The organism is Porphyrobacter sp. GA68 (assembly GCF_022605525.1).
Taxonomy (GTDB): Bacteria; Pseudomonadota; Alphaproteobacteria; order Sphingomonadales; family Sphingomonadaceae; genus Qipengyuania_B.
Map to the genome: position 1 here is coordinate 773,572 of NZ_JAKQYJ010000002.1, position 25,757 is coordinate 799,328.

Sequence of the window (25,757 nt, forward strand, 5' to 3'; positions counted from 1 at the left end):
GGAGAACAATTATGACTTTCATCAACAAGCTTGCCCGTGACGAAGACGGCGCGACCGCCATCGAATACGGCCTGATCGCGGCACTGATCGCCGTTGGCCTGATCACCGCTCTGGGCGCGCTCGGCACCAGCTTGAGCGGAACTTTCCAGAAGGTGTCCACAGACCTCAACACGGCCAACACTCAAGCTGGCGTTTAAAATTCTCTATAAGGCGGCGGGAGCGATCCCGCCGCCTTTTTCTTTGCTTTCCTTCCGTGCAGATCGTCAGGTGCCGCGCACCACGATCTTGACGCGCTGGCCAGCCTGCAACTGGTCCGTTGAGGCAAGGCCATTCAGCACGCGGAACCGCGTTTCCTGCGCATTGTCGTAGGCCATCCGCCGGCTGAGCGACTGCACAGTGTCGCCGGCGCGCACCTGCACCACTTCCAGCCTGCGCGGCACGACCTGCGCCGCTTCCTGCGCGGTGATCCGGCGGAACGACTGGAACATCGGGTTGAACACCGCCGCCCGGCCCGCCGGGGTGATGGCGGTGAAGTGATACGCCCGGTCGCGCGCGAATTCGTAAGCGAACACCACGACATCCACCTGCTGATTGCCGCTGTTAACCCGCGCTGTTCCGACAACCGCCGGAATGCCGTTGACGGTCGTGCGCTGCAGGTTCTGGGGGGCAAGCTGCTGCTGCTGCCCGCCCAGCGCGCGGAACACGTTCTGCACGTAGGTGTCTAGATTGCCGCTGTAGGGCGCAAAGGTGAACTGCGCCTGCCCGGCTTGCCCCTGGATTCCGACCGCACGGGTGCTGTTGATCATGGTGAAACCCTGCGGCGCGGCAAAGGCGAGGCGCAATTCCGGATGCAGGAACTCGCGACCCTCGATCACGCCTTGCGCCGGGTCGTCTCCATAACGCAGGCCATTGATGCGCGACAGGAACGTGTCGCGGTTGGTCGTCGTACCCGGCAGACCTTGGGCGGTGGTCAATGCGCCTCGCACCCGGCTGGCCGGATCGGGGTGGGTCGAAGCCCATTCCGGCAGCGACGCCCCGCCCCGCCCCTGTAGCTGCGCATCGAGCTGGTTCTGCGCGGCAAGGCTTGCCAGCACGGTGCTCATCGCGCGCGGGTCATAGCCCGCCTGGCTAAGATAGCGGATGCCCAGTTGATCCGCCTCGATCTCCTGCGAGCGGGAGAAGCTGAGGGTCAGCAGTTGCGACCCCTGCAGTGCGGCCTGGCCCAGTTGCTGGCCGATGCCGCTGTTGCCCAAAAGGATGCCGGACAGGATCGCGCCCCCGACGCCCAGCAGGGTGTTGCGCTGCGCATTGGCCTGCCGCCGCTGCGAGTGGCGCGCTGCGACGTGGGCAACCTCATGGCCCAGAACGCCGGCCAATTCCGCCTCGTTGTTCATGAGCGCCACGAGTTGCCGGGTCGTGTACACATAGCCGCCGGGAATGGCGAAAGCGTTGTTCACCGGGCTATTGAGCAGCGAGACGGTGAACGCGCTCTCCGCGTTGCCGAGGCCGGATTGCACCGCGATCCGCTGTCCAACCTGCTCCACATACTGCGCCTGCGGGCCGGTCATGGCACCACCAAATTCCGCCAGAAGCTGCGGGTGCAGCTGCGCGCCCTGCTGCGCTTCTGTCTGGCTGATCGGGGCGCTGGGTCCTGGGATATCTGCCAAGCTGGTGCAACCCGCGAGAGTAAGCGCAAGCGCAGTGGCGGACGATACGGCAAGAACTGTGGATTTTGGCATGCGAATGGCCCTCTTGTTCACGCCGCGCGCAAACCCCACCCGTTGCAGCGCGACCTTTATGGTTCTGCGCAGTTCAGCGTTTGTAGCCGGGGGAGGTTCCCCGAAGAAGCTGCCGGGAACCGAAGTCCGGCGAACGCCGTCAGGCGCCCAGCTTCAGGAACCGGTCTTCCCGCGCGGTGCGCAAATCTGCTGGCGACAGCTGGGCCAGAGTATCCAGCTCTTCCCCGATGGCGTTCGCGAGGGTGCGCGCGGCCGCCGGGGGGTCGCGATGCGCACCGCCGGCCGGTTCAGTCACGATCCGCTCGATCACGCCGAGGCGCAGCAGATCCTGCGCGGAAACCTTCATCGCTTCCGCCGCGTCCGGCGCCTTTTCCGCCGTGCGCCAGAGTATCGATGCGCATCCTTCAGGGGAAATGACCGAATAAACCGCATGTTCGAACATCAGCACCCGGTCAGCGCTTGCAAGCGCCACCGCGCCGCCCGAGCCGCCTTCACCCACTACCGCCGCCACGATCGGCACCGGCAGGGCGAGGCACGCCTCGGTCGAACGGGCAATGGCTTCGGCCTGCCCCCGTTCTTCCGCCTCGATACCGGGAAAGGCCCCGGACGTATCGACCAGCGTGACCACCGGCAGTCCGAACCGTCCGGCAAGTTCCATCAGCCGGATCGCCTTGCGATAGCCCTCCGGCTTGCCCATGCCAAAGTTGTGGCGCAGACGGCTTTGCGTATCGCTGCCTTTTTCATGCCCGATCAGCATCACCCGGCGGCCGTTCAGCCGGGCGAAACCGCCCAGAATAGCTTGGTCGTCGCCATAGTTGCGGTCCCCGGCGAGCGGGATGAACTCGTCAAAGGCAAACGCCACGTAATCGCGGAAATGCGGCCGCTGCGGATGCCTTGCCACCTGGGTTTTCTGCCACGGCGTCAGATTCGCGTAGGTCGTGGCCAGCAGTTCCTCGCTTTTCGCCTCAAGCCGGTGCAGCTCGGCACCGATGTCGACGGCTGCGTCGCCTTCGGCGGCGCGCAGTTCCGCAATGCGCTGTTCAAGCTGCGCGACCGGCTTCTCGAATTCTAGATAGGATTTCATAAGCTCGCGGGCGCTAGTCCACGGCTACGCCAGCGGCAAGAGGGTGTCGCTCGTTGACCAGCTTCACCAGCCGGTCAGCATCCACGTGGGTATAGATCTGGGTGGTGCTGATATCCGCGTGGCCCAGCAGCATCTGCAGCACGCGCAGGTCCGCTCCGCCGGCAAGAAGGTGGCTGGCAAAGGCATGGCGCAGAACGTGCGGTCCCACCCGTTCAGGCGGCAGACCGGCCCGTGTCGCCAATTCCTTGAGCAGTTGATATAACCGTACCCGCGTCAGGTGGCCGGCGCGGGACGGAAAGACGAACCGGCTTCCTGCGGGTCGCAGCGTCAGCCAGCGCCCCAAGGCGGCCTGCGCCCTGGTTCCGACGGGGACCATCCGGGAATGACCACCCTTGCCGGTCACGGAAAGAAACGGCGCATCGCGCGGCACGGCGATGATCGGCAGCGACACAAGCTCCGTCGCGCGCAGGCCGGAACCATACAGCAGTTCCAGCAACGCCAGCATTCGTACCGCAGGCGCTTTTCCGCCGGCTGCTTCGGATTCGGCCCGCCCCAGCAACTGGTCGACCTCGGCAACTGACAGCACGGACGGCAGTGGGCGACGAACAGCAGGACGTGGCAGAGCGCGGGAAGGATCATCCGCGCGCATCCCCTCATCCATCAGAAACCCGTAGAACTGCCGCATCGCGGAGATCCTGCGGGCAAGTGAGCTCGAGGCGAGCTGGCTCCACGCGGCGCCCAGACGCTTCATGTCCTGCCTGTCGGCCGACGCCAGCGGGCCGATGACCATTTCGGCCTGCCTCAGATCGTGCGCGTAAGCCGCGAGGGTGTTCGCCGCAGCCCCCCGCTCGGCCGCCATCATAACCAGAAAGGCGGCAATCGGGTCAGGTTTGCCCGTGCCGCTGTCCACGTCGGGGTCAGGCCCGGGCAACCGCTTCGGCGGCGATCAAGCGCGCCTCTGCCGACATGCCAACCCGGTTCAGGGCCGAGACAATCTGATACAGCTGCCGTGCCGTCATCCGCTCCCATCCGTCGCCCTGCATGCCCAGTCCGGCCAGCAACGTGACGAGACCCTTGTTGTCGGCCGCAGCCGCCTGACTGATCAGCTGAGCCCAGCGGGTGTGCGGCCTGAAGTCCAACCGCAAGTTCTCGCTGAACTGGCTGACCGCGCCTTGGTCCAAGCGGCCAAGCCCAGCCAGCCCGGCGACAAGAAAAGCGCCGGCGCGGCCTTGCGTGCTGTCATCGTCGCCCAGAAAATCGTCCACCGCGCCAGTTCGCACCGTGCCGCTGGCGGTGGGACTGGCCAGGGCAATCAGGGCCCACGCCCTGCTCCCTTCCGCAACAACGCCCTGCCAGCGCAACGCGTTGCGGTCCAGGCCAGCGGTCAGCATCGAGGCGATCAGCGGAGCCGCATCGTCCGCCAGTTCCTCGGCCGGTGTGACGCGAGCAGCCGCATATGCAGTCAGCACCTGCAGGCCATGATCCGTTGCATCGCCCTCGCCCCAGATCTGCCGGATTGCGGCCAGCCTCGCCGCAGGTGACGGGGCGATATAGGCGGTGCGCAGATTCGCGGCTGCCGTGCCCGGCACGGTGTTGCGGTCTTCTCCATCCGCGTAGAGCTGGGAATACAGGTCAACCATGGCGTCTGCCGACAGGATTCCGACCTCTGCCGCTAGCGGAGCTGCGGCCGCGCGTTCCGATGCGGACAGCATCGGCATGGTGGCAAGCATGCGCCGATACGCGGGCGGCAGGTTGGCGGCCAGTTCCTGCGGCAAAGGTTCGCTCAGTGCGTTAGCAAGGGCGAAACGCCACGGAGTGACCTCCCCGACGTTGTTCCACTCTACATTAAAGGCTCGCCGGGCAACTCCTGCCGTGGCGGCATAACGCTGCGCCAGCAGGATATCGATCCGCTCAGCATCGCCGCGCCGCCGCATCCGTTCGAGGTCCGCCTGGGCCCGCGTTGCTTCCCCGGCATAGGCGCTGCAGATGGCAGAGAGCATGTTCCACTCGCTGCCCGCGCTTTGCAAACGGCCGGTGTTTGTGGCTGGGCAGACTCCAAGAACGTCGGCCGTGCCGAGATAGGCTGCGACCGCCGCGCCGGCCAGCGCCCCGTTCCAGTCGGCGGTATCCACCGCCTGCACGAGCGACCGGCTGGCCTGGAACTCTCCCATCCGGTTGAGCAGCGCTGCCCTCAGCGCGGCGAATTCCACCGGGTCCATGCCGGAGGGCGCTGCCAGGCGGCTGACCAGAGCCCGCCGCATGACGATGTGGCCCCAGCGGGATACATAGCGCCCCCCGTTACCCTGAAGTACCGCACGAACCAGCGGTGCCGGCTGCCGCGCCAGCGTCTCGCTCGGCAGGCCGCCGAGATCAGCGCCCACCACACCAATTCGCGCAGTGGACCGGCGTGCGGCGGGAGGGATGTCGGAACGCGGCTTCAGGCCCAGCAGTTCGTCCAGTTCGCTGGTGGACAGTCCTTCCAGCTGTTGCAGCGTAGGAAGCGACTGAAGCACATCAGGCGGAATTTGGACCGGAGCCACGGGACGCGGAGTGGAACGTGCGGTAGGCTCCGGCAGTGGCTGCACGATCTCGCCCGATCTGCGCGGCGGCTCCTCGCCACCGGGCGCCGGCGCGGGGGCGGCAGTTGCCGTGGCGGTTGGCGCCGGACTGGGCGGGCTTTGAAAGCCGGGCGGCAGGATGGACCGCGGTGCATCCTGAGCCACGGCCAATCCCGACGCCAGCGCAAGCGCCGCACCTCCGATGAAAACGCGCTTACGCATCAGTTGACGCTCCCGCCCGGCGCAAGGAGCCGAAGTGCCGTCAAGGGTTCCGGTTTGTAGGGCAGCGGCACCTGGATTTCGTGTTCAATGGGGCGCACAGCCTCGTCTCCGCCGTCGATATATGCCGCAATGATGATAAGAAGGAGCAACGTCGCGCCAATCAGCACACCGGGCCTCCGTAACGCCCCGAATTTTTTGTCCAAGCTTACGATCACCCGTTCAACTTGCACCCGCCTTAGCCGATGTTTAACGCCATCTGCAATGACTGTGGCCGGTGCAGAAAACCCTCAAGCCGGCGTCAGGGCGCAGTCGGCTCTGGCGCTGCGGCCGATCGCGCTTGTCGGTCTCATGGGAGTCGGCAAGACAACCGTGGGCCGGCGGCTTGCGGCGCAGCTGGGCGTGGGCTTCATCGATGCGGATGCCGCAATCGAAGCGGCGGCCCACCTGTCGATAAGCGAGATTTTCGATGCCTTTGGCGAGGCCTATTTCAGGGATGGAGAACGGCGGGTGATCAGGCGCCTTCTGGCCGAGGGTGCCGGAGTGATCGCGACCGGAGGAGGCGCGTTCTGCCAACCGCAGACGAGGGCGATGCTGCTGGAACATGCCCGCGTCGTGTGGCTCGACTGCGATGTCGACACGCTGGTTGAACGAACCGGCAGGCGGGACACTCGCCCGCTGTTGAGAGACGGCGATCGGCGCGAGGTGCTGGCGCGGCTCGCGGAAGAGCGCCGGCCACTTTACGCGCAGGCGCACGTCCACGTCCAGGCGCAGGGCGGGCCGCATTCCCGCACCGTCCACGCGATTCTGGAAGCACTCGCTTCATGGAAATAGTGCGGGTCGACACGGCCGGATCAGGTTACGATGTACTGATCGGCAGCGGCCTCATTGCCGACGCCATGGTACAGGCGAGAGACTTCATCGAGTCCTACCATGCTGGCGGACACTCCGCGCGGCGCAAAGTGCCGGTGGTGGCGGACCGGAACGCCTACCGACATCACGGCGACCGGCTCGCCCATTCCCTTGCATCCGAAAATTACGATATCGACTGGTATCTGGTCGAGCCGGGCGAAGCGGCAAAGAGCTGGCAAGGCTTGGAAGCCCTTGTCGACTGGCTGCTCGCCCGGGGGATCACCCGCAAAGACCGTGTGTTCGCCTTGGGCGGAGGCGTGGTAGGCGATCTGACCGGGTTCGCCTGCGCCATCCTCAAGCGCGGCTGCGGCTTCGTGCAACTGCCGACCACTCTGCTGGCGCAGGTGGACTCCTCGGTGGGTGGCAAGACGGCAATCAATACCAAGGCCGGCAAGAATCTCGTCGGCGCCTTCCACCAGCCATCGCTGGTGCTGGCGGACACCACGTGCCTGACCACCCTTCCCGCTCGGGAAATGCGCGCCGGATATGCGGAGGTGCTGAAATACGGTGTGCTGGGCGACAGAGACTTCTTTGCATGGCTGGAGGAGCACGGTTCCCAGGTCATCTCCGGCGAAGAGCCTTGGCTGACGCAAGCCGTGGCCCGCAGCGTGGCTGCCAAGGCCGCAATCGTCGCGCAGGACGAGCGGGAGACCACCGGACGGCGCGCTCTGCTCAACCTTGGTCACACGTTCGGGCATGCGCTGGAGGCGGCGACAGGATTTGGCGAACGACTCCTCCATGGCGAAGCGGTGGGATTGGGCATGGTGCTGGCGGCACGTTTCTCGGTGCAGAGGGGCGATCTGCCTCCATCTGCCGCCAGCCGCATCGAGCGGGCTGTGGAACAGGCAGGATTGCCGGTTCGACTGAACAACATCAACCTTGCCGCCAGCGGCCGGGAACTGACAGAGTTGATGCGGCACGACAAGAAGATGGAAGGCGGCACCCTGCCTTTCGTCCTGCTGCGGGACATTGGCGCGGCTTATCTCGCGCGCGATGTGCCGCTGGACGATGTTGCCAGCTTTCTCGATGCGGAACTGCGCGATCCGCCGTTCTGAACGCGCAAAACGGCTGCGCCGGTCAGGCGAAGACGGCGACCGTCTGGGTGCCGGCGGCGCGGGCGTTGCCGCCTTCATCCCAAAGCATCATGTGCTGACTGGACGTCCCAGCACCCGCCTCGTCCGCGCGGGAGCGCAGCAGCCACCAATTGTCGCCATCAGCCTGGACGGGCGCTACGAAAAAGTTGATCTGCCAGGTCATTGAACTAACCGGCCCACGCTGCGGCATGACCGGCACCACTGCCGGCGGGAGCGCATCACCAACCAGCATCAGCTCGGTCTCGACATCTAACCCCTCACGCTCCGACAAGCGTGCCCACAGGCAGATGTCCGGCTCTTTCGCCTCCTTCTTCGGCAGCGCGAAGCGGGTTTCAAAATGATGTTGCAGAAAGGCGGGTCGTTCGTGACCCCCCACCGGCCTCGCGTCGACCGGCGGGATGATGCCGGCTGGTGCCGCGGTGGGCTTTAATTGCGTTTCGCTCGGCAGTCTGTGCATGAACACGAAGGTCGCGACGAGGCCGCAACCGCCTTCACCCGTCACCTCTACTGCGATCCAGGTGGCATTCCGCCCGCTCCGCAACAGGCGGGGTGCGACAGACACCTGCCCGCTTAATGGGCCAACGAACGCGATCTGAGCGGAACGCAGCGGCGGGAGCTGCGGGTTGCTCCGCTTGGCTGCATTCAGCGCCAGGGCGGCCGAAAGCCCGCCATAGGCGGTGCGTCCCTGCAGCCAGGTTTCCGGCACGGTCAATTCCATGCCGCCACCCTCCCGCTCTCGGGCGGACGCGATCACCGCGGCAAAGCTCATGCGAGTTCGAGGATCACTGCGTCCACCGCCAGGCTGTCGCCCTCGCCTGCGTTGATGCTGGCCACCGTGCCTTGCTTCTCCGCCCGCAGGATGTTCTCCATCTTCATCGCTTCCACCGTGGCGAGCGGCTGCCCGGGTTGCACCTCCTCGCCTTCGGTCACGTGCAGCTTCACCAGCAGGCCGGGCATGGGACAGATGAGCAGCTTGGACGTATCGGGCGGCACCTTTTCGATCATGTGCTGCGCTAGCGGAGCCACATGCGCCGGCAGGACGCGCAGGTGGTGCCGGGCGCCGCGCGTGGTGACCGCGTAGCCGGCGTGGCTCCGATCCACCTGAAGTGTCAGCCGCTCCGCCTCCCAGTCGACCTCAACCATCCGGTCTCCTGGCGTGTAGGCGAAGCTGACCTCCACCGGTTCCCCGTCCACAAGGTCGGCTTCCTCCTCAAGAGTGACAGCATAATCGGCATCCCCCAGCCGCACTACCCAGTCACCCGGCGCCAGAGTACCGCCGCCAAGCTGCTGATCAATCCGCCGCGCCCTGTCGGCATCGGCAGTGGCCACAATTGCGCCCACCGCCGCCAGCACCCGCTTCAGATCGACTGTGAGCGGCGCGCCCTTGAAGCCGTCTGGATATTCTTCCGCAATGAAGCCCGTGGTCAGATCACCGGCGAGGAAGCGCGGATGCTGCATGATCGCGCTGAGGAAGTCGACATTATGCCCAAGTCCCGCGATCCGGAACTGGTCGAGCGCCTGCACCTGCAACGCGGCCGCTTCGTCGCGGGTCGGCGCCCAGGTGATCAGCTTGGCGATCATCGGGTCGTAGAACATCGACACCTCGCCGCCTTCGGCAACCCCGTCGTCGAGGCGCACATAAGCCTCGTCAGGCGTGGACAGCAGCGGCTGCTGATGCGTGAGGGCCGGCGGCGGCTGATAGTGGACCAGCCGCCCCGTGCTGGGCAGGAAGCCGCGATAAGGATCCTCGGCATAGACGCGGTTTTCGATGGACCAGCCGTTGATGCCGATGTCGTCCTGCTTGAAGGAAAGCTCCTCGCCAGCCGCCACGCGGATCATCTGTTCGACGAGGTCAATGCCGGTGATGCATTCCGTCACCGGATGCTCCACCTGCAGGCGGGTGTTCATCTCGAGAAAGTAGAAGCTTTCGCCGGTCGGATCAGCGCCGCTGACAATCAGTTCCACCGTGCCGGCCGAGTAGTAGCCCACCGCGCGGGCCAGCGCGACGCACTGCTCGCCCATCGCGGCCCGCATCTTCGGCGTGACGAAGGGCGACGGCGCTTCCTCCACCACCTTCTGGTGCCGGCGCTGGATCGAACATTCGCGCTCGTTGAGATAGAGGATGTTGCCGTGCCGGTCGCCGAGGATCTGGATCTCGATGTGGCGCGGATTGAGGATGAACTTTTCAATGAACACGCGGTCGTCGCCGAAAGAGTTCAGCCCCTCCCGCTTCACCGCCTCGAACCCGTCGCGCACGTCCTGCTCGCTGTATGCGAGGCGCATCCCCTTGCCCCCGCCGCCGGCCGACGCCTTCATCATCACGGGGTAGCCGATCTCGGACGCGATGCGGACCGCGTGCTCGGTATCCTCGATCTCGCCGACGAAACCGGGGACGACGTTGACGCCCGCCTGCTTGGCGAGCTTCTTGGATTCGATCTTGTCGCCCATCGCCGCGATCGCGTCGACCGGCGGACCGATGAAGGCGATGCCCTCACGCTCGAGCGCCTCGGCGAAGGTGGTGCGTTCGGACAGGAAGCCATAGCCCGGATGCACGGCCTCGGCCCCGGTCTGCTTGCAGGCGGCGATGATCCTTTCCGCGACCAGGTAGCTCTCGGACGCCGGCGAAGGCCCGATATGCACCGCCTCGTCCGCCATCCGCACGAACGGCGCGCGCGCATCGGCGTCGGAGTAGACCGCGACGGTCTGGATACCCATCCGGCGTGCGGTCTTGATCACCCGGCAAGCGATCTCGCCCCGGTTGGCGATGAGGATTTTGGAGAACATCAGTCTTTTCTCTTCAGTGCCAGCCAACCGGCTAAAACCATTATGGCTATTGATACGAACAGGAACCCCGGAAACATGAGCCAGCGGATCAGCTCGTCGCGCTCGCATCCTGCCCCATCTACTTTTGGGGCGCAGTGCCCCATTGCCGCCCCCGCAAGCAGCCATCCGTTCAAAATGACAAGCCCGAACGCCAAGCCGATGCAGCCAATTTTGCGTCCTGTGCTTAGTGGCTGCTGATCGGAAAAACTCACTCCGCCGCCTCCGCCACTCGGCACGCCCGTATCGGCTCCTCGCCCTGAAGCGCCGTCAGCCCCAGCTTGGCGAACAGCGCCGCGTCGCTGTCGTCGCCCGCATTCGGCGCGGTGAGCAGCTTGTCGCCGGTGAAGATCGAGTTCGCGCCGGCGAGGAAGCACAGCGCTTGGGTCGCCTCGCTCATGCTCTCTCGGCCGGCGGAGAGGCGCACCATCGACAGCGGCATCGTGATCCGTGCCACCGCGACGGTGCGGACGAACTCGATGTCATCGATCTTGGCGAGCGGGGTGTCGGCCAGCATGTCGCCCAGCACCGTGCCCTTCACCGGCACCAGGGCGTTGACCGGCACGCTCTCGGGATGCTGCGGCAGCGTGGCGAGCGTGTGGATGAAGCCGACGCGGTCCTCCCGCGTCTCGCCCATGCCGACGATCCCGCCGCTGCACACATTGATCCCCGCCGCGCGGACGTTGGCCAGCGTGTCCAGCCGGTCCTCGTAACGGCGGGTGGTGATCACCCGCTCGTAATACTCCGGCCCGGTGTCGATGTTGTGGTTGTAGTAGTCGAGCCCCGCCTCGGCCAGCATGTCCGCCTGCCGCGAGGTCAGCATTCCCAGGGTCATGCAGGTTTCCAGCCCCATCGCGCGGACGCCTTTCACGATTTCGACGATCGCCGGCATGTCGCGGTCCTTGGGGTTGCGCCAGGCGGCGCCCATGCAGAACCGCTGTGATCCCGCATCCTTCGCCTGCGCCGCGCGCTGCAAGACCTGCTGCACCTCCATCAGCTTGGTCGCCTGAACCCCGCTGTCGGCCTTCACGCTTTGCGAGCAATAGCCGCAATCCTCCGGACAACCGCCCGTCTTGATGGAGAGCAGCGTGCAGAGCTGGATCTGGTCCGGCGGATGGTTCGCGCGGTGAACGGTGGCCGCCAGGAACAGCAGTTCGGTGAACGGCAGGTCGAAGAGCGCGGCTATTTCGTCGCGGGTCCAGTCGGTGCGCACCGTGTCGTGCTGAACTTGTTTCAGCATCAATGTATCCCCTCAACCCTAGTTCTCGGCCGCAACATAGACCCTGAAACAGGTTCAGGGTGACGAATAACAAGGCGGTAGAATATCACGCCGCCGCTTCTCCCATCGTCTCACCCGCCGGCGGCATGTTGTGCCCCAACAGCCGCAGCATGTCCGCCGCGCACTCCACCACATTGCTTCCCGGTCCGTAAATCCCCTGCACCCCTGCCTCGCGCAGGAAATCGTAGTCCTGCGGCGGGATGACGCCGCCCGCCACCACCTTGATGTCGGCCCGCCCCGCGTCGCGCAAGAGCTGGATCAGTTCGGGGATCAGCGTCTTGTGCCCCGCCGCAAGGCTGCTCGCGCCGATGGCGTCCACGTCGTTCGCCAGCGCCATGTGGCAGGTCTCGGACGGTGTCTGGAACAGCGGACCGGACAGCACGTCGAAACCCATGTCGGCAAAGGCGGAGGCGATGACGTTGGCACCCCGGTCGTGACCATCCTGTCCCATCTTGGCGACCATGATCTTCGGCTTGCGGCCCAGCCGGCGCTCGACCGCCTGCACGCCCTCGACCACCTGTGCGTAACGGGCGTCGGTCGCATACGCCTCGGCATAGATGCCGCGTACGGGCCGGGGCAGCGTGTCGTAACGGCCGAACACGTCCTCCAGCGCGCTGCTGATCTCGCCCAGGGTCGCGTCGTGGCGGGCGGCCTCCACGGACAGCGCGAGGAGGTTTTCTCCGCTTCGCGCGCCTTCCCGCAATGCGTCCAGCGCGGCCTGGCACGCCGCCTCGTCCCGCCCGGCGCGCACCTGCTCCAGCCGTGCGACCTGGCTTTGCCGCACGGCGTGGTTGTCGATGTCGAGCGTGTCGATCCGCGCTTCTTCTGGCAGACGGTACTTGTTGACCCCGACCACCGCCGTCTCGCCCCTGTCGACGCTCGCCTGCTTGGCCGCGGCGGCGCGTTCGATCGCGGCCTTGGGAGCGCCGCTGGCGACGTAGGCTGTCATCCCCCCCGCCGCATCGACCTCGGCGATCAGCGCTTCGGCCTGTTCCACCAGCTCAGCTGTCAGGGCTTCGACATAGTAGGAACCGCCCAGCGGATCGGCCACGCGGGTGATGCCGGTTTCCTCCTGCAGCACCAGCTGCGTGTTGCGGGCGATGCGGGCGGAAAAATCGGTGGGCAGCGCGATCGCTTCGTCCAGTGCATTGGTGTGAAGCGACTGCGTCCCGCCCAGCACGGCCGCCATTGCCTCCACCGTGGTGCGGATGACGTTGTTGTAGGGGTCTTGTTCCTGCAAGGACACGCCGCTGGTCTGGCAGTGGGTGCGCAGCATCTTGGACTTGGGGTTCTGCGCGCCCAGATCCGTCATCACGTCGTGCCAGATCTGGCGCGCCGCGCGCATCTTGGCGATCTCCATGAAGAAGTTCATGCCGATGCCCCAGAAGAAGGACAGGCGCGGCGCGAAATCGTCGAGCGACAGGCCGGCGGCCATGGCGCGCTTCGCGTATTCCTTCCCGTCGGCGATGGTGAAGGCGAGTTCCTGCACCGCGGTCGCCCCGGCCTCGTGCATGTGATAGCCGGAAATGGAGATGCTGTTGAACCGGGGCATGTGCGCCGATGTGTAGGCGATGATGTCCGACACGATCCGCATGCTGGGTTCGGGCGGATAGATGTAGGTGTTGCGGACCATGAACTCCTTCAGGATGTCGTTCTGAATGGTCCCCGACAGCCTGTCCTGAGACACCCCCTGCTGCTCCGCCGCGACGATGAAGAAGCCCAGCACCGGCAGCACCGCGCCATTCATCGTCATGGAAACGCTCATCTGGTCGAGCGGGATCTGGTCGAACAGGATCTCCATGTCGCGCACCGTGTCGATGGCGACGCCCGCCTTGCCGACATCGCCTACCACGCGCGGGTGGTCGGAATCGTAGCCGCGATGGGTGGCGAGATCGAAGGCAACGGATAGCCCCTTCTGACCGGCGGCTAAGTTCCGGCGGTAGAAGGCGTTGGATTCCTCGGCGGTGGAGAAGCCGGCGTACTGGCGGATGGTCCACGGCCGCCCGGTGTACATCGAGGCGTAGGGGCCGCGCGTGAACGGCGCGAAGCCGGGCAGCCCTGGGTCGAGGTTGGCAGTATCGTCGGCGGTGTAGAGCGGCTTGACGGCGATCCCCTCCGGCGTGTGCCAGATAAGATCGCGGCCCTTTACCTCTTTGGCGGCGGCCGACTGCCAGTCGCTTGAAGTTGGTTTTTCGTTCATATCTTTCTCGTCACCCCGGACCTGATCCGGGGTCCAGCTTTCAGAGCACAGGGTTGGAGGAAGCGGGATGCCGGATCAAGTCCGGCATGACGCCGAAGGCATCTTAGTTCGACCAGTCCGAACCCTCGCGCGGGGTTTCCATGATCTCGGTCAGCACGCCCATCATGTCCTTGGGGTGGAGGAAGAAGATCGGCGTCCCGTGCGCCCCGATGCGGGTCGGGCCGAGAATGCGCTTGTTTAAGGACTCGAACCACGCGCGCGCCTCCTCGATATCGGGCACTTCGAAACAGACATGGTGCTGCCCGCCGAGCGGGTTTTTGGCGAGGAAGCCGTGGATCGGCGAAGCCTCGGACAACGGCTCGATCAGCTCGATCTGCGTGCCGTTCATCGCCCCGTCCGCGCCGGGGGTATCGACGAAGCAGACCTTCACGCCCTGCTCCTCGAGGTCGAAGGGCGTGTGGATCTTGGTCGCGCCCATCACGTCGCGGTAGAACGCGATCGAGTCCGCGATGGAGGGCGTGGCGACCCCGATGTGGTTCAAGCGGCCGAGTTTCATTGCGCTTCCTTGTGAATTCGCATTGCTTTGTCTGCGACGATCCAATCTGCTTCAATAGGTGGATCGCCCTTCTCACCTATGCCGATGTACTCAGTTCGCACCCAGACGAGGTAGTTCAGAACCTCGTCGCGGGAGGCGTTGGACTGCAGCATCGAGTACAGCTTTAGAGCATAGCTGTCGTACTCGTCAGTAGGCCCACCGGAGCCATTATTGACACCAATAGGGTCCCACTCTTCCCACAGAAGGGCCTTCAGCTGTTTGAGTTCATCACTCACAGCGGAATATTGTCATGCTTCTTCCACGGGTTCTCCAGCTGCTTCGTCCGCAGCTTCCTTAGCCCCAGCGCGATACGCTTGCGCGTCGAGTGCGGATAAATCACCTCGTCGATATAGCCGCGCTGGGCCGCGACGAAGGGGTTGGCGAAGCGGTCTTCGTATTCCTTGGTCCGGGCGGCGATCTTCTCCGGGTCGTCCTTCTCGCTGCGGAAGATGATCTCGACCGCGCCCTTGGCGCCCATCACCGCGATCTCGGCGGTGGGCCAGGCGTAGTTGAGGTCGCCGCGCAGGTGCTTGGACGCCATGACGTCGTAGGCGCCGCCGTAGGCCTTGCGGGTGATCACAGTGATCTTGGGCACGGTCGCCTCGGCATAGGCGAACAGCAGCTTGGCCCCGTGCTTGATGATCCCGCCCAGCTCCTGCGCGGTGCCGGGGAGGAAGCCGGGCACGTCGACGAAGGTGATGATCGGGATCTCGAACGCGTCGCAAAAGCGCACGAATCGCGCTGCCTTCTTCGAAGAGTTGATGTCGAGCACGCCGGCCAGCACCATCGGCTGGTTGGCGACAACGCCGACGGTGCGCCCCTCCACCCGGCCGAACCCGCAGATGATGTTCGCCGCGTGCTTGGGCTGCACTTCGAAGAAGTCGCCTTCGTCCAGCGTCTTACGAATGACTTCGTGCATGTCATAGGGCTGGTTGGCGTTGTCCGGGATCAGCGTGTCGAGCGACGGCTCCTCCCGGTCCCAAGGATCCGCGGTCGGCCGCTCCGGCACGCCTTCCCGGTTGGACAGCGGCAGGAAGTCGAAAAAGTCGCGCGTGGCGAGCAGGGTCTCAATATCGTTCTCGAACGCGACATCGGCAACGCTGGTCTTGGTGGTGTGCGTCACCGCCCCGCCCAGCTCCTCTTGCGTCACGACTTCGTTGGTGACGGTCTTCACCACATCCGGGCCGGTCACGAACATGTACGAGCTGTCCTTCACCATGAAGATGAAGTCGGTCATCGCCGGCGAATACACCGCGCCGCCCGCGCATGGCCCCATGATCAGGCTGATCTGCGGCACCACCCCGCTGGCCAGCACGTTGCGCTGGAACACCTCGGCATAGCCGCCTAATGAGGCCACGCCTTCCTGGATGCGCGCGCCGCCGGAATCGTTGAGGCCGATGACCGGCGCGCCGACCTTCAGCGCCATGTCCATCACCTTGCAGATCTTCTCCGCATGGCGTTTGGAAAGCGAGCCGCCAAAGACGGTGAAATCCTGGGAAAAGACGAACACCAGCCGACCGTTGATCGTGCCGCTGCCCGTGACAACGCCGTCGCCGGGAATCTTCTGCGCATCCATCCCGAAATCGGTGCAATCGTGTTCGACATAGGTGTCGAGTTCTTCGAAGCTTCCTTCATCGAGCAGCACGTCCAGCCGTTCGCGGGCGGTCAGCTTGCCCTTGGCATGCTGCGCGGCGATCCGCTTTTCCCCGCCGCCAATGCGGGCGGCGGCGCGGCGGCGTTCCATTTCGGCGATGTTGGCGGACAAAGGGCGCTCCGTGGTTTGTTGCAGTTCGGCGACTAGGCGGAACAGTGCCGCAGGGTCAATCGCGCTGCGCGGCGATCAGGAATTCCTTGTTCCCCTCAGGGCCGGTGATCGGGCTTTCCACGATGCCCGCAACAACAAAGCCCAGTCGTTCCGCCCACGCATGCGCATCGTCGCAGACCCGCCGATGCAGGTCGGGATCGCGCACCACCCCGCCTTTGCCGACCTCTTCGCGCCCGACCTCGAACTGCGGCTTGATGAGCGCGACCAGCGTGCATCGCCGGGCGGCCAGCTGCAGCGGCCTTTCCAGCACCTTGGCAAGGCCGATGAAGCTCGCATCGCAAACAACCCAATCGCAGGGCCTGTCGATCTGCTGCGCCGTCAGCACACGCGCGCTGGTCTGCTCCAGCACGGTGACACGCGCATCCTGCCGCAGCTTCCAGGCCAGCTGGTTCGTCCCGCTGTCGACCGCGAACACATGGGCAGCACCGCGTTGCAGCAGCACATCGGTGAACCCGCCTGTCGAACTGCCGATATCCATCGCGATCGCGCCAGCCGGGTCCAGCGCGAAATGGTCCAGCGCGTGCGCGAGCTTCACGCCGCCCCGGCTGACCCAGGGATGATCGCGTCCGCGCACTTCCAGCGCCGCATCCTCGGGCACGGTTTGACCCGGCTTCAGCACCTTCTGCTCGCCCGCAAACACGAGACCGGCCATGACCAGCGCCTGCGCCCTTGTGCGGCTTTCGGCGAGACCGCGAGAGACAAGCAGGTGATCGACGCGGATTTTCTTAGTCATGGACCCCGCCGGCATTAACGGGCATTGTGCCGGCATGAAACCAGTTTACGCCCGCCTGACCGCCGCCCTCGTGCTGACTTTCGGGGTTGCCGCCTGTGTCCCACGCGCCGCCGCGCCGCCCGCGCCCGCACCGGCCGCTCCCGCGCCAACCGTCTTGCCGCCTGCGCCCGGACCGGCGCCCGCGTTTTCCAACTGGAAGGACGCGCCGCGAACCCTCGGTGAATGGCGCTATGCTCCTGCGCCGGGTGGCGGCACTGCGCTGTACGCCGATCCTGGGCGTGGCACCCGCTTCACGCTGCGCTGCGACCGGTCGCAGCGCCAGATCGTTCTGGAACAACCCGGACAGGCGAGTGGGGCGGTGCCCGTTGTGGTGCGCACGGATGCGCTCAATCGCACTCTCGCCGGACAGGCGGTTCCCGGCCAGGCTGGGGGCGTGCGCGTCACGCTGCCGGCAACCGATCCGCTGCTCGATGCGATGGCGCTAAGCAGGGGTCGTTTTGCGGTGGAGGCGGCGGGACAGCCGCCACTCTACCTGCCGTCGTGGCCCGAGGTGACGCGGGTGGTAGAAGACTGCCGCGGCTGATCGGGCCAGCTCTGTCGAAAAGCCAACCCTGTCGAAAAGGATGCGCCAGGTCTTGCAATCCGCCTGCTTCCGCAACAGATTACGCCCTGAGGTCAGCGGTGCACGCTGTCCTTGACCCCCGGTGAAACGGTGCGGGTCTTGGCTTACAAGCGCGAAAGGAGGTGATCCGATGTCTCATGGTTCAGCAGAGGGGTCGGCAAGTTTCCGCGCGAGGCACTATCGGTGATTTCCTTCCGTTAGAGGTTTCGCGAAGCGGCACTTCCGGCCGCTGACCATGTGAAAGGCGGTGTTCGGCTTTGGCCGGGGCCGCCTTTCTCATATGTGGAGCACAAGGCCCGGCCCCTTGCCCTCTCCGCCGCAGCAGCTTAACCGCCCGGCCATGCAGTTCGAGCATCTAGCGCATCCCGCCCCTGCTTCCACAGAGACGCGGGAACAGGCCATTGCCGATCCCGGTTTCGGCCGCGTCTTCACCGATCACATGGTCGAAATCGATTACGATGCTGATCGCGGCGGATGGCATTGCGCCAGGCTGCGGGCACGCGAACCGATCGCGCTCGATCCGGCGGCCGCCGTCCTGCATTACGCCCAGGAAATATTCGAGGGAATGAAAGCGTACCGGCACCCGGACGGACAATTCGCCCTGTTTCGGCCGGAGGAGAACGCCCGCCGCCTGAACGTCAGCGCGCGGCGGATGGCCATGCCCGAACTTCCGGAAGAACTGTTCCTGCGGTCCATCCGCGAACTGCTGGCGGTGGACGGTGAGTGGTTCCCGCCGGTGCCGGGCGGATCACTGTACTTGCGGCCCTTCATGTTCGCCACCGAAGCGTTCCTGGGCGTGCGGCCTGCGCGGCAGTACAAGTACCTGTTGATCGCCTCTCCGGTCGGCAATTACTTCAAGTCGGGTGCCCCGGCGGTCACAATCTGGGTCAGCCGCGATTACACCCGCGCCGCACCAGGTGGAATGGGTGCAGCCAAGACCGGCGGGAATTACGCGGCGAGCCTTGTGCCGATCGGCGAGGGTTTGGCTCAGGGCTGCGATCAGGTCGTGTTCCTCGACGCCGTAGAACGCCGCTGGATCGAGGAGTTGGGCGGTATGAACCTGTTCTTCGCCTTTGCCGATGGCAGCGTCGTGACGCCCCCGCTGACCGGCACGATCCTGCCCGGCATCACCCGCGACAGCCTCATCACCCTGCTGAGGGAGGAAGGGTTGACCGTCAGAGAGGAACCCTATTCCATCGACCGGTGGCGCGATGATGCCGGCAGCGGGCGACTGGTCGAAACGCTTGCCTGTGGAACGGCGGCGGTGGTCACGCCGGTCGGCACCGTCGTCGACCGCAACACCCGCTTCACCATCGGCACCGGCGGGCCGGGGCAGCTGGCGCAGCGGATGCGCGACCGGCTGCTGGGCATTCAACTGGGCACGATAGAAGACTGCCATGGCTGGGTGACCAAGCTGGGCTGAGCGATCCGGCTGAGCTGCATGGCCGCCCGGCTGAGCCACGGAGCACAGCCGGCGGCCGCGAGCAGGGCGCGTGCACCCCAGCCCCGTTCCGCGATGTGCCAGATCACTTCGGCGGTACGCACCGGCCGCGTCGCTCTTCGAGCAAAGGCGCGCTGATATGCCGGCGCGGCACCCGGGCCATGCGCAAGATAGGCGCTGGCTGCTGCCAGGCCGCTGGCGACGGCGATGGCCATCCCTTCGCCTGCCAAGGACGGGATCACCGCCGCCTGATCTCCCAGGCGAAACAGCCCCGCATCAGTGCGCTGCGTCACGTAGCCGTAAGGCACTGAGGCGATGGTATCCACCCGATGACCGCTGCTCAAGCCGACAAGCCGGGTGCCAAGCTGCGGACAGCGTACCGCCAGCTGCGCCAGCAACTCCAGCGGCTGGCCGCCGGCCTGGCTCAGCAGCGACTTGCGCACCGCCAGGCAGATGTTGACGCTGCCGCCCTCCTGGCGAACGATACCGGCATAGCCGCCGGGAAACAGGTGCAGTTCGATGGCATCATCGACCAGGGCCGCGAGGCGATGGTCGCCGTCGAGCCGCACCCGCAACCCCAGCGCCGGATCGGCCGCCTTGCGCGGGCGGGGTAGGCCGCGCACGTCATGCTTGCCTGCCGCCAGGAACACCGCGTCGGCGGACCAATCCCGGTTGCGGCCCTGGACTAGGCCCGCCGCCACGCCGCGGGCATGATCCACCTGAAAGTCGGCACCGGCCTTCACCGCAGCCGCCCGCATGGCGGTATCCAGCGCGCGGCGGGACAGGCCAAAGCCTGTTGCCGGCAGCATCGCTTCCACGGCGCGCCCGTCCGCGAACAAACGCAGGCGCCGCACCGGCCAGCCGCCCAGCCCAGCCGGGTCGCAATCCACCTGGCGCAACTGGGCGGCGGTGCGCCAGCTGACGAAGCCGCCGCACAGGGCGTCCCCTGCCTCGGCATGACGGTCGATCAGCAACGGCCGCGCACCGTTTCGCGCAAGAAGAATTGCGGCCGTACATCCGGCCGGGCCGGCGCCGAGGACAACCGGGTTCATCGCAGCTTCTCCACACCAAGCCTGAACGGAAAAGCGCGGAACACGCGCGCTCCGCCCACTTCCGCTTCCGCAAGAATGGCAGGCCATTCGGCAGGACGATAGGAGCGCGCGATGGAGGTACGCCCATCCCGGCGGACGATCGGATGCCAGTTCATCAACCGGGCAAGCACCGGGTATCCGAGATAGGCGAATCCGTGCCGGTGAAGATCGTTGACGAACCAGCCGGCCTGCGCCTCGGCGTCCATGAAGCGCAGGAATGCGATCAGTTGGTCATGGCTCATGTGGTGCGCCACAAGGCTGGAGATGACGCAATCCCAGCCTTCCCCCGCCAGGTCCGCGTAGTCACCGTGACGAAACGCAATCGGCAGGTCGGGCGACGTTGCGGCCTGCGCCGCGGCGACGCTGTTGAGGTTGAGGTCGACACCGACCAGCCGCGCCCGCTGGCCGCGCGCAGCCGCAGCCTTGGCGATCGAGCGCAGCATGTCGCCGTCGCCAAAGCCCACATCCAGCACCGAGAAACTCTGCCGACCACCCACCGCGCGGCGGATGAATGCGAGCGTCGGGCGATAAGCGAGCGTGATGCGGTTCACCCGCGCCAGATCCCGCAGCACCGCCGCATAGACATCCGCCGGCAAGGCCGGATTGTCCATCAGCTCCTCGGTCTGGAGACGGTGCGTCAGCACAAACGCTAAGCCGCTTCCCAGCCGAAGCGGAAGCCTTCCATGGCAAGGCCCGGACCGAATGCGAGCGCCACCCCCCGCGCGGGTCGCTGTCGCAGCAGCCGTTCCAGCACAAACATCAGAGTGGAAGAACTCATGTTGCCGAACTCGCGCAGCACCGTGCGCGAGGCATCGAGTGCATCGGGGGCAAGTTCCAGCGCGCGTTCCACCGCGTCGAGGATAGAGCGGCCGCCGGCATGGATGGCGTAGGCATCTGTCGCCTGTCCGGCGAATATCCGGTCCCGTACTTCAGGTCTGGCGAGAGCGGCGGCGATGCGGCCTGGCACTTCGCCCGAAAGATGCATGCGGAAGCCGGTGTCCCCGATGTGCCAGGTGATCAGCTCATCGCTCTCCTCCAGCGTCACGGACAGCCCCTCCCCGATCGCCAGCCCTTCACCCTCGGCCGTCACCAGCGCAGCGGCGGCACCGTCACCGAATTGCGCGCGAGCCAGCAGCGGTTCGATCGATGTATCTTCCTGATGATGCAGCGAGGAAAGTTCCACCGTCACCACCAGCACCCGCGCAGCTGGTTCCGAGCGGACGATATGACGCGCCGTCCTGAGAGCTGTGACAGCCGCATAGCATCCCATAAAGCCGATCAGCACCCGTTCCACAGCGGCCCCCAGATCAAGCCGCCTGGCGATGATCTGGTCGATGCCGGGCGCCACAAATCCGGTGCAGCTGGCGACAACCAGATGCGATATTCGCCCCAAGTCACCGAGTTTGCCAATGGCCTTGAGCGCCAGCTTTGGCGCTTCTTCGGCGTAAATCGCCATCCGCTGCGCGGTGCCCGGCTGCTCGGCGCTGCCGTACATGCCTTTGCCTTCCGCCAGCCGGGCATCTTCCGGTGTCAGCACTGACCAGCGATGCTCGATACCTGAGCGTTCCGCCATCCGCGCATACACTCGCGCCTCGCGCGTGCCGGCGAGCCGCGCGCTTGCCCAGCGCCGGTAATCCTGCTCGAAATCCAGGTCGGGAACCGCGCTTGCGATCCGGGTGATGCGCGCCATTGTCAGGAAACTTTCGGCAACAGGTTCGGGTCCAGCATAGATCAAAGCAGGGTCCGAACAAGAAGGCGGCGGGAGACTGTGCGGCTTCGACGCCGCAGGATTGTGGCGGCGCCCGCCCCCGGCATGTCACCAACCGGCTGGAACCCGAAGCAGCGCCGGTCACGCTTCCGCAGGAAGGTTCCTGGCAAGCTCCTCAAGCCAGACATCCGCCACTGCATCGGACGGCGCGCGCCAGTCGCCGCGCGGAGACAGCGCGCCGCCGGGCGAAACCTTGGGACCGTTTGGAAGAGCGGATCGCTTGAACTGACTGAACGCGAAGAACCGTCGAAGAAAGCTGTCAAGCCATCGCGCGATCGTGGGCAGGTCGTATGCGTTCTTGAGGTTGTCGGGAAAACCCGCAGGCCACAGCCCGCGTTCCGCATCGCGCCATGCGTGCCAGCAAAGAAAGGCAACCTTGCTGGGCTTTTGGCCAAAGCGAATGAAATGGTGCAGGAAGAAGTCGTTCAGCTCGTATGGGCCGATCTTGTCCTCCGTGCTCTGGATTTCGCCATCTTCCCCTATGGGCACGAGTTCCGGGCTGATTTCCTGTCCCAGAATGTCTTCCAGCACTGCATCGGTGTCGCGGTCGAACTGATCGGTGCGGGTGGCCCAGCGGATGAGATACTGGATCAGCGTTTTGGGCACTCCGGCATTGACCGCATAATGGCTCATCTGATCGCCCACGCCATAGGTGCACCACCCCAGCGCCAGTTCGCTCAGATCACCCGTGCCGATCACGAAGCCGCGGTGATGGCCTGCCAGACGAAACAGGTAGTCCGTTCTGAGTCCCGCCTGCACGTTCTCGAAAGTCACGTCGTGAACCGGCTCCCCGCGAGCATAGGGGTGATCCATGTCCGCCAGCATCTGGCGCGCGGCAGGCTTGATGTCGATTTCCTCGGCGGTGATGCCGAGGGCGCGCATGAGCCGCCAGGCGTTGGACCTCGTCCCCTCGGAAGTGCCGAAGCCGGGCATGGTGTAACCCCGGATGGTGGTGCGGGGCAGGCCGAGGCGGTCGCACACCTTGGCGGCGACAATGAGCGCGTGGGTTGAGTCAAGCCCGCCCGATACGCCGATGACCATGCTGTCGCCGCTGGTCGCCTGAAACCGCCGCATCAACCCGTCGATTTGGATGTTGAATGCCTCGTAGCAGTCCTCGTCCAGCTTGTCGGACCGGTCCGGCACGAAGGGAAATCGGCGGATGGATCGGCGCAGGCCGACGTTGCCGGCCGCCTCGTGCCGGAAATAGATCATGCGGAACCGGTCTTCAGGGCGGCCACTGTGATCCGCCGCGTCACGGAACGTGCCCATGCGCATGCGGTCCAGCAGGACACGTTCGGTATCGACATCGGCGATGCAAAGGGACGGCTCCAGAGTAAACCGCTCGCTTTCGCACAGCAGGTCACCCAATTCGTAGATCATGCCCTGCCCGTCCCATGCAACATCGGTCGTGCTTTCCCCGTGGCCGCTGGCGGAATAGATGTACGCTGCGGCGGCGCGCGCGGATTGCGACCGGCACAGCATATGTCTTTCGTCCGACTTGCCGATCACGATGTTCGACGCCGACAGATTGGCCAGGATCGTCGCACCTGCCATGGCGCCATAGGTCGACGGCGGAATGGGTGCCCAGAAGTCTTCGCAGATCTCGGCGTGAACCGCGAACGAGGACAAGTTTTCAGCAGCGAACAGGAGGTCGGTGCCGAACGGCACATCCTCTTGACCAAGCCTGATGGTCGCACCTTGACAGGCACGCCCGTCGGAAAACCACCGCTTCTCGTAAAATTCGCGGTAGTTGGGCAGATAGCTTTTGGGAACGACCCCCAGCAGCCGCCCACCCTTGATAGCTAATGCACAATTGTAGATCCGGCCGTTGCGTCGCAGCGGAGCGCCGACCAGCAGAAGCGGACGAAGATTGGCGCTCTCGCTGACAATGCGCGCCACCGCCTGCTCCACCGCCTCCAGCATCGCGCCCTGCATATGCAGGTCGTCGATGGCGTAGGACGAGATGCTCAGCTCCGGATACACCACCAGATCGACGCTATCCTTGTGCGCCTTGCGCGCTTCGGCCAGCATGGCGTCAGTGTTGAAGCCTACATCGGCAGTGCGAACCTGCGGGGTCGCCGCGGCGCAGCGGACGAAGCCATGCGTGTGGAGAGCGAAGAACGGGTGATCGGTGGCAGCATCAGTCATTCCGCTGCCCTATCAGCGCACGCAACATCTCGTCCATCATCTCGAAAGCCGCATGCAGCGCCTCGCGCCGGACAACATCACGACCCGCGGCGCCGAAGTGGCATTCGCGCGCGACCGTGGGCAAACCGTTGGCGGCGCAGCCGATAAAGACCAGCCCCTCCTCCTGATCGTCTGCGCACTTGCCGGCGAACCCGGTGATCCCCACCGCCAAGTCCGCTTGGGACCGCGCAAGTGCCGCTTCGGCCATGGCCAGCGCAACCTGTTCGGTGACAGCCGCATTTCGGTCGACCAGTTCACGGGACAAGCCTAACAAATCGCATTTCGCCTGCGCCTCATAGGTGACGAAACCGCGGTCGAACACATGACCGCACCCTTCCACATCGGTCAGCAAGGCCGCCAGCAAGCCGCCGGTACAACTCTCCGCCGTTGCTAGCCGGATCTCCGCATCGTGGGCCTTGCGCAGAAAATCATGAGCAAGCTGTTGTGTTTTGCGGGACAGAATTTCCTCGACAACCTCAGCCAGTGCTTCACTCCTTCTTGTCTTCTTACGTCCAATTTACGGGTGGCCTCAGGCCGCGGTCAGCAGTTCCAGTGTTTCAGGCGCGCTTTCCAGATGCTTGAGGAAACCGCGCTCCTCCCGCGTGAGCCATTTGGTAGCTCGCGGAAGCTCGAGCGAGGCCCGCCATTCGGCCTGTCGATCGAGAAGCTCGAATACTGCGGGATGAATATAGCTTCTGCGGGTGACAGCCGGTGTGTTGCCTAGCTTGTCTGCCACCTCCTGCGTCAATGCCTTGATCGTCAATATTCCGCTCGAATGGGCCAAGGTTTCGAATGCCAGAACGCTGCCGTGCCAGGTGCGGAACGTCTTGGCCGTGAACCCTTCACCCATCGTCTCGCGCAGATAGTCGTTCACGTCCGCCGATGTCACGTCGTGGTATTCCTGATCGTCATCCACGTAACGAAACAGTCTCTGGCCTGGCAATTCCTGCAACTCGCTCACGATACGGGCCAGATTGTTGTCGGTCAGCTTGAGATCGCGCTGTATTCCGTGCTTCCCCTTGAAGCGAAGGCGCAGCTGCCGCCCGGTGACCGTAGCGTGACGGTTGCGCAGCGTGGTGGCGCCGAAACTCTTGTTCCTCTGGGCATAGCATTCGTTTCCGATGCGCAGGGCGCCTAGGTCCAGCAGGCGCACGACGCTCGCCACCACGCGTTCGCGGGTCATCTCCTCCTGCTCGAGATCCTCTTCCACCCTTTTCCGTACAAGCGGGAGCAGGTTGCCAAAAGCGGTGCAGCTGTCGAACTTGATGCTTTCCTGCTGCGCGCGGAAGTCCGGGTGATAGCGGTACTGCTTGCGCCCCTTGTCGTCATAACCCGTTGCAAGGATGTGCCCGTTGCCCGCAGGACAGAACCACGCGTCCTTGTAGGCAGGCGGCAAGGCGACGGCATTCAGCCGTCGGCGTTCGACCGCATCACGGATCAGTTTTCCTTCGGGATCGTAATAGGACCAGCCCTTGCCAGAGCGTTTGCGGGTGATGCCGGGGAGCTCGTCGTCAACATAGATGAGCTTGGCTGATGTGTCTGGCATGGTGAGGGGCAAACCCCCGGCACCGACTTGCGGTTCCTGGGCGT

Annotated in this window: 25 protein-coding genes; 5 read left to right on the top strand and 20 right to left on the bottom strand. The window is 65.1% G+C overall.

Annotated elements, in window-relative coordinates; translation table 11 throughout:
- Positions 1–11: 11 nt before the first annotated feature.
- A complete protein-coding gene (locus LHJ54_RS11515) occupies positions 12–197 on the top strand; it encodes a Flp family type IVb pilin (RefSeq protein WP_228244045.1) in 186 nt (61 codons plus the stop codon).
- Positions 198–263: 66 nt separating this feature from the next.
- Here the strand turns inward: LHJ54_RS11515 and LHJ54_RS11520 are convergent, their stop codons facing one another.
- The 5 genes from LHJ54_RS11520 to LHJ54_RS11540 form a co-directional block, all read right to left on the bottom strand.
- Complete coding sequence (locus tag LHJ54_RS11520; protein ID WP_228244046.1) at positions 264–1,739, bottom strand: M48 family metalloprotease; 1,476 nt, start codon at positions 1,737–1,739, stop codon at positions 264–266.
- Positions 1,740–1,878: 139 nt separating this feature from the next.
- On the bottom strand, positions 1,879–2,823 hold the full coding sequence (locus LHJ54_RS11525) for an acetyl-CoA carboxylase carboxyltransferase subunit alpha (protein ID WP_228244047.1): 945 nt from the start codon (positions 2,821–2,823) through the stop codon (positions 1,879–1,881).
- Between the two features lie 13 nt (positions 2,824–2,836).
- Positions 2,837–3,754 (bottom strand): tyrosine recombinase, encoded by a 918-nt coding sequence (locus LHJ54_RS11530; protein ID WP_228244048.1) that lies wholly within the window; start codon positions 3,752–3,754, stop codon positions 2,837–2,839.
- A complete protein-coding gene (locus LHJ54_RS11535) occupies positions 3,741–5,603 on the bottom strand; it encodes a hypothetical protein (protein ID WP_228244049.1) in 1,863 nt (620 codons plus the stop codon). Before LHJ54_RS11535 ends, LHJ54_RS11530 begins: the two co-directional genes overlap by 14 nt.
- Positions 5,603–5,770: a hypothetical protein gene (locus LHJ54_RS11540; RefSeq protein WP_228244050.1), complete on the bottom strand. Its 168-nt coding sequence runs from the start codon at positions 5,768–5,770 to the stop codon at positions 5,603–5,605. The genes LHJ54_RS11535 and LHJ54_RS11540 overlap by 1 nt, the downstream gene beginning before the upstream one ends.
- A 94-nt stretch (positions 5,771–5,864) precedes the next feature.
- Here LHJ54_RS11540 and LHJ54_RS11545 point away from each other — a divergent pair, with 94 nt between their 5' ends.
- Positions 5,865–6,434 (top strand): shikimate kinase, encoded by a 570-nt coding sequence (locus LHJ54_RS11545; RefSeq protein ID WP_228244051.1) that lies wholly within the window; start codon positions 5,865–5,867, stop codon positions 6,432–6,434.
- Complete coding sequence (gene aroB / locus LHJ54_RS11550; protein ID WP_228244052.1) at positions 6,425–7,567, top strand: 3-dehydroquinate synthase; 1,143 nt, start codon at positions 6,425–6,427, stop codon at positions 7,565–7,567. The genes LHJ54_RS11545 and aroB overlap by 10 nt, the downstream gene beginning before the upstream one ends.
- A 22-nt stretch (positions 7,568–7,589) precedes the next feature.
- Here aroB and LHJ54_RS11555 read toward each other — a convergent pair whose 3' ends face one another.
- From LHJ54_RS11555 to LHJ54_RS11595, 9 genes are all read right to left on the bottom strand, one after another.
- Positions 7,590–8,375, bottom strand: coding sequence for a thioesterase family protein (locus tag LHJ54_RS11555; protein WP_228244053.1), 786 nt, complete (start codon positions 8,373–8,375; stop codon positions 7,590–7,592).
- Positions 8,372–10,390, bottom strand: a complete 2,019-nt coding sequence (locus LHJ54_RS11560; RefSeq protein WP_228244054.1) for an acetyl/propionyl/methylcrotonyl-CoA carboxylase subunit alpha — start codon at positions 10,388–10,390, stop codon at positions 8,372–8,374. The genes LHJ54_RS11555 and LHJ54_RS11560 overlap by 4 nt, the downstream gene beginning before the upstream one ends.
- Positions 10,390–10,641 carry a hypothetical protein gene (locus tag LHJ54_RS11565; RefSeq protein ID WP_228244055.1) on the bottom strand — a complete coding sequence of 84 codons (252 nt, stop codon included), beginning with the start codon at positions 10,639–10,641 and terminating at the stop codon, positions 10,390–10,392. The genes LHJ54_RS11560 and LHJ54_RS11565 overlap by 1 nt, the downstream gene beginning before the upstream one ends.
- On the bottom strand, positions 10,638–11,666 hold the full coding sequence (bioB, locus tag LHJ54_RS11570) for a biotin synthase BioB (RefSeq protein WP_228244056.1): 1,029 nt from the start codon (positions 11,664–11,666) through the stop codon (positions 10,638–10,640). The genes LHJ54_RS11565 and bioB overlap by 4 nt, the downstream gene beginning before the upstream one ends.
- 85 nt (positions 11,667–11,751) lie before the next feature.
- Positions 11,752–13,905, bottom strand: a complete 2,154-nt coding sequence (gene scpA / locus LHJ54_RS11575) for a methylmalonyl-CoA mutase (protein WP_228244057.1) — start codon at positions 13,903–13,905, stop codon at positions 11,752–11,754.
- A 103-nt stretch (positions 13,906–14,008) separates the two neighbouring features.
- A complete protein-coding gene (mce, locus tag LHJ54_RS11580) occupies positions 14,009–14,461 on the bottom strand; it encodes a methylmalonyl-CoA epimerase (RefSeq protein ID WP_228244058.1) in 453 nt (150 codons plus the stop codon).
- Positions 14,458–14,736, bottom strand: coding sequence for a hypothetical protein (locus tag LHJ54_RS11585; protein WP_228244059.1), 279 nt, complete (start codon positions 14,734–14,736; stop codon positions 14,458–14,460). The genes mce and LHJ54_RS11585 overlap by 4 nt, the downstream gene beginning before the upstream one ends.
- Positions 14,733–16,265 (bottom strand): acyl-CoA carboxylase subunit beta, encoded by a 1,533-nt coding sequence (locus tag LHJ54_RS11590; protein ID WP_228244060.1) that lies wholly within the window; start codon positions 16,263–16,265, stop codon positions 14,733–14,735. Before LHJ54_RS11590 ends, LHJ54_RS11585 begins: the two co-directional genes overlap by 4 nt.
- A gap of 55 nt (positions 16,266–16,320) precedes the next feature.
- Entirely contained in the window at positions 16,321–17,058 is a 738-nt protein-coding gene (locus LHJ54_RS11595) for a TlyA family RNA methyltransferase (RefSeq protein ID WP_228244061.1), read from the bottom strand.
- A gap of 34 nt (positions 17,059–17,092) precedes the next feature.
- On the opposite strand from LHJ54_RS11595, the gene LHJ54_RS11600 reads away from it, so the two are divergent.
- Together LHJ54_RS11600 and LHJ54_RS11605 are read left to right on the top strand one after the other, a co-directional pair.
- A complete protein-coding gene (locus LHJ54_RS11600; protein ID WP_228244062.1) occupies positions 17,093–17,641 on the top strand; it encodes a hypothetical protein in 549 nt (182 codons plus the stop codon).
- 379 nt (positions 17,642–18,020) lie between these two features.
- The gene (locus LHJ54_RS11605; protein WP_228244063.1) at positions 18,021–19,103 is read left to right on the top strand and encodes a branched-chain amino acid aminotransferase; all 1,083 of its coding nucleotides are present in this window, start codon (positions 18,021–18,023) and stop codon (positions 19,101–19,103) included.
- Here LHJ54_RS11605 and LHJ54_RS11610 read toward each other — a convergent pair.
- The 6 genes from LHJ54_RS11610 to LHJ54_RS11635 all read right to left on the bottom strand — a co-directional run bounded on the left by LHJ54_RS11610 (position 19,052) and on the right by LHJ54_RS11635 (position 25,713).
- Positions 19,052–20,173 carry an NAD(P)/FAD-dependent oxidoreductase gene (locus tag LHJ54_RS11610; protein ID WP_228244064.1) on the bottom strand — a complete coding sequence of 374 codons (1,122 nt, stop codon included), beginning with the start codon at positions 20,171–20,173 and terminating at the stop codon, positions 19,052–19,054. The two genes, LHJ54_RS11605 and LHJ54_RS11610, sit on opposite strands and share 52 nt — an antisense overlap.
- A complete protein-coding gene (locus tag LHJ54_RS11615) occupies positions 20,170–20,823 on the bottom strand; it encodes a methyltransferase domain-containing protein (RefSeq protein WP_228244364.1) in 654 nt (217 codons plus the stop codon). Before LHJ54_RS11615 ends, LHJ54_RS11610 begins: the two co-directional genes overlap by 4 nt.
- Positions 20,824–20,861: 38 nt before the next feature.
- Positions 20,862–21,902, bottom strand: a complete 1,041-nt coding sequence (locus LHJ54_RS11620; protein WP_228244065.1) for a type III polyketide synthase — start codon at positions 21,900–21,902, stop codon at positions 20,862–20,864.
- A gap of 159 nt (positions 21,903–22,061) precedes the next feature.
- Positions 22,062–24,128, bottom strand: coding sequence for an NAD(+) synthase (locus LHJ54_RS11625; protein ID WP_228244066.1), 2,067 nt, complete (start codon positions 24,126–24,128; stop codon positions 22,062–22,064).
- A complete protein-coding gene (locus LHJ54_RS11630; protein WP_373457079.1) occupies positions 24,121–24,684 on the bottom strand; it encodes a CinA family protein in 564 nt (187 codons plus the stop codon). Before LHJ54_RS11630 ends, LHJ54_RS11625 begins: the two co-directional genes overlap by 8 nt.
- 12 nt (positions 24,685–24,696) lie before the next feature.
- Positions 24,697–25,713, bottom strand: a complete 1,017-nt coding sequence (locus tag LHJ54_RS11635; protein WP_228244067.1) for a DNA topoisomerase IB — start codon at positions 25,711–25,713, stop codon at positions 24,697–24,699.
- Positions 25,714–25,757: the final 44 nt, after the last annotated feature.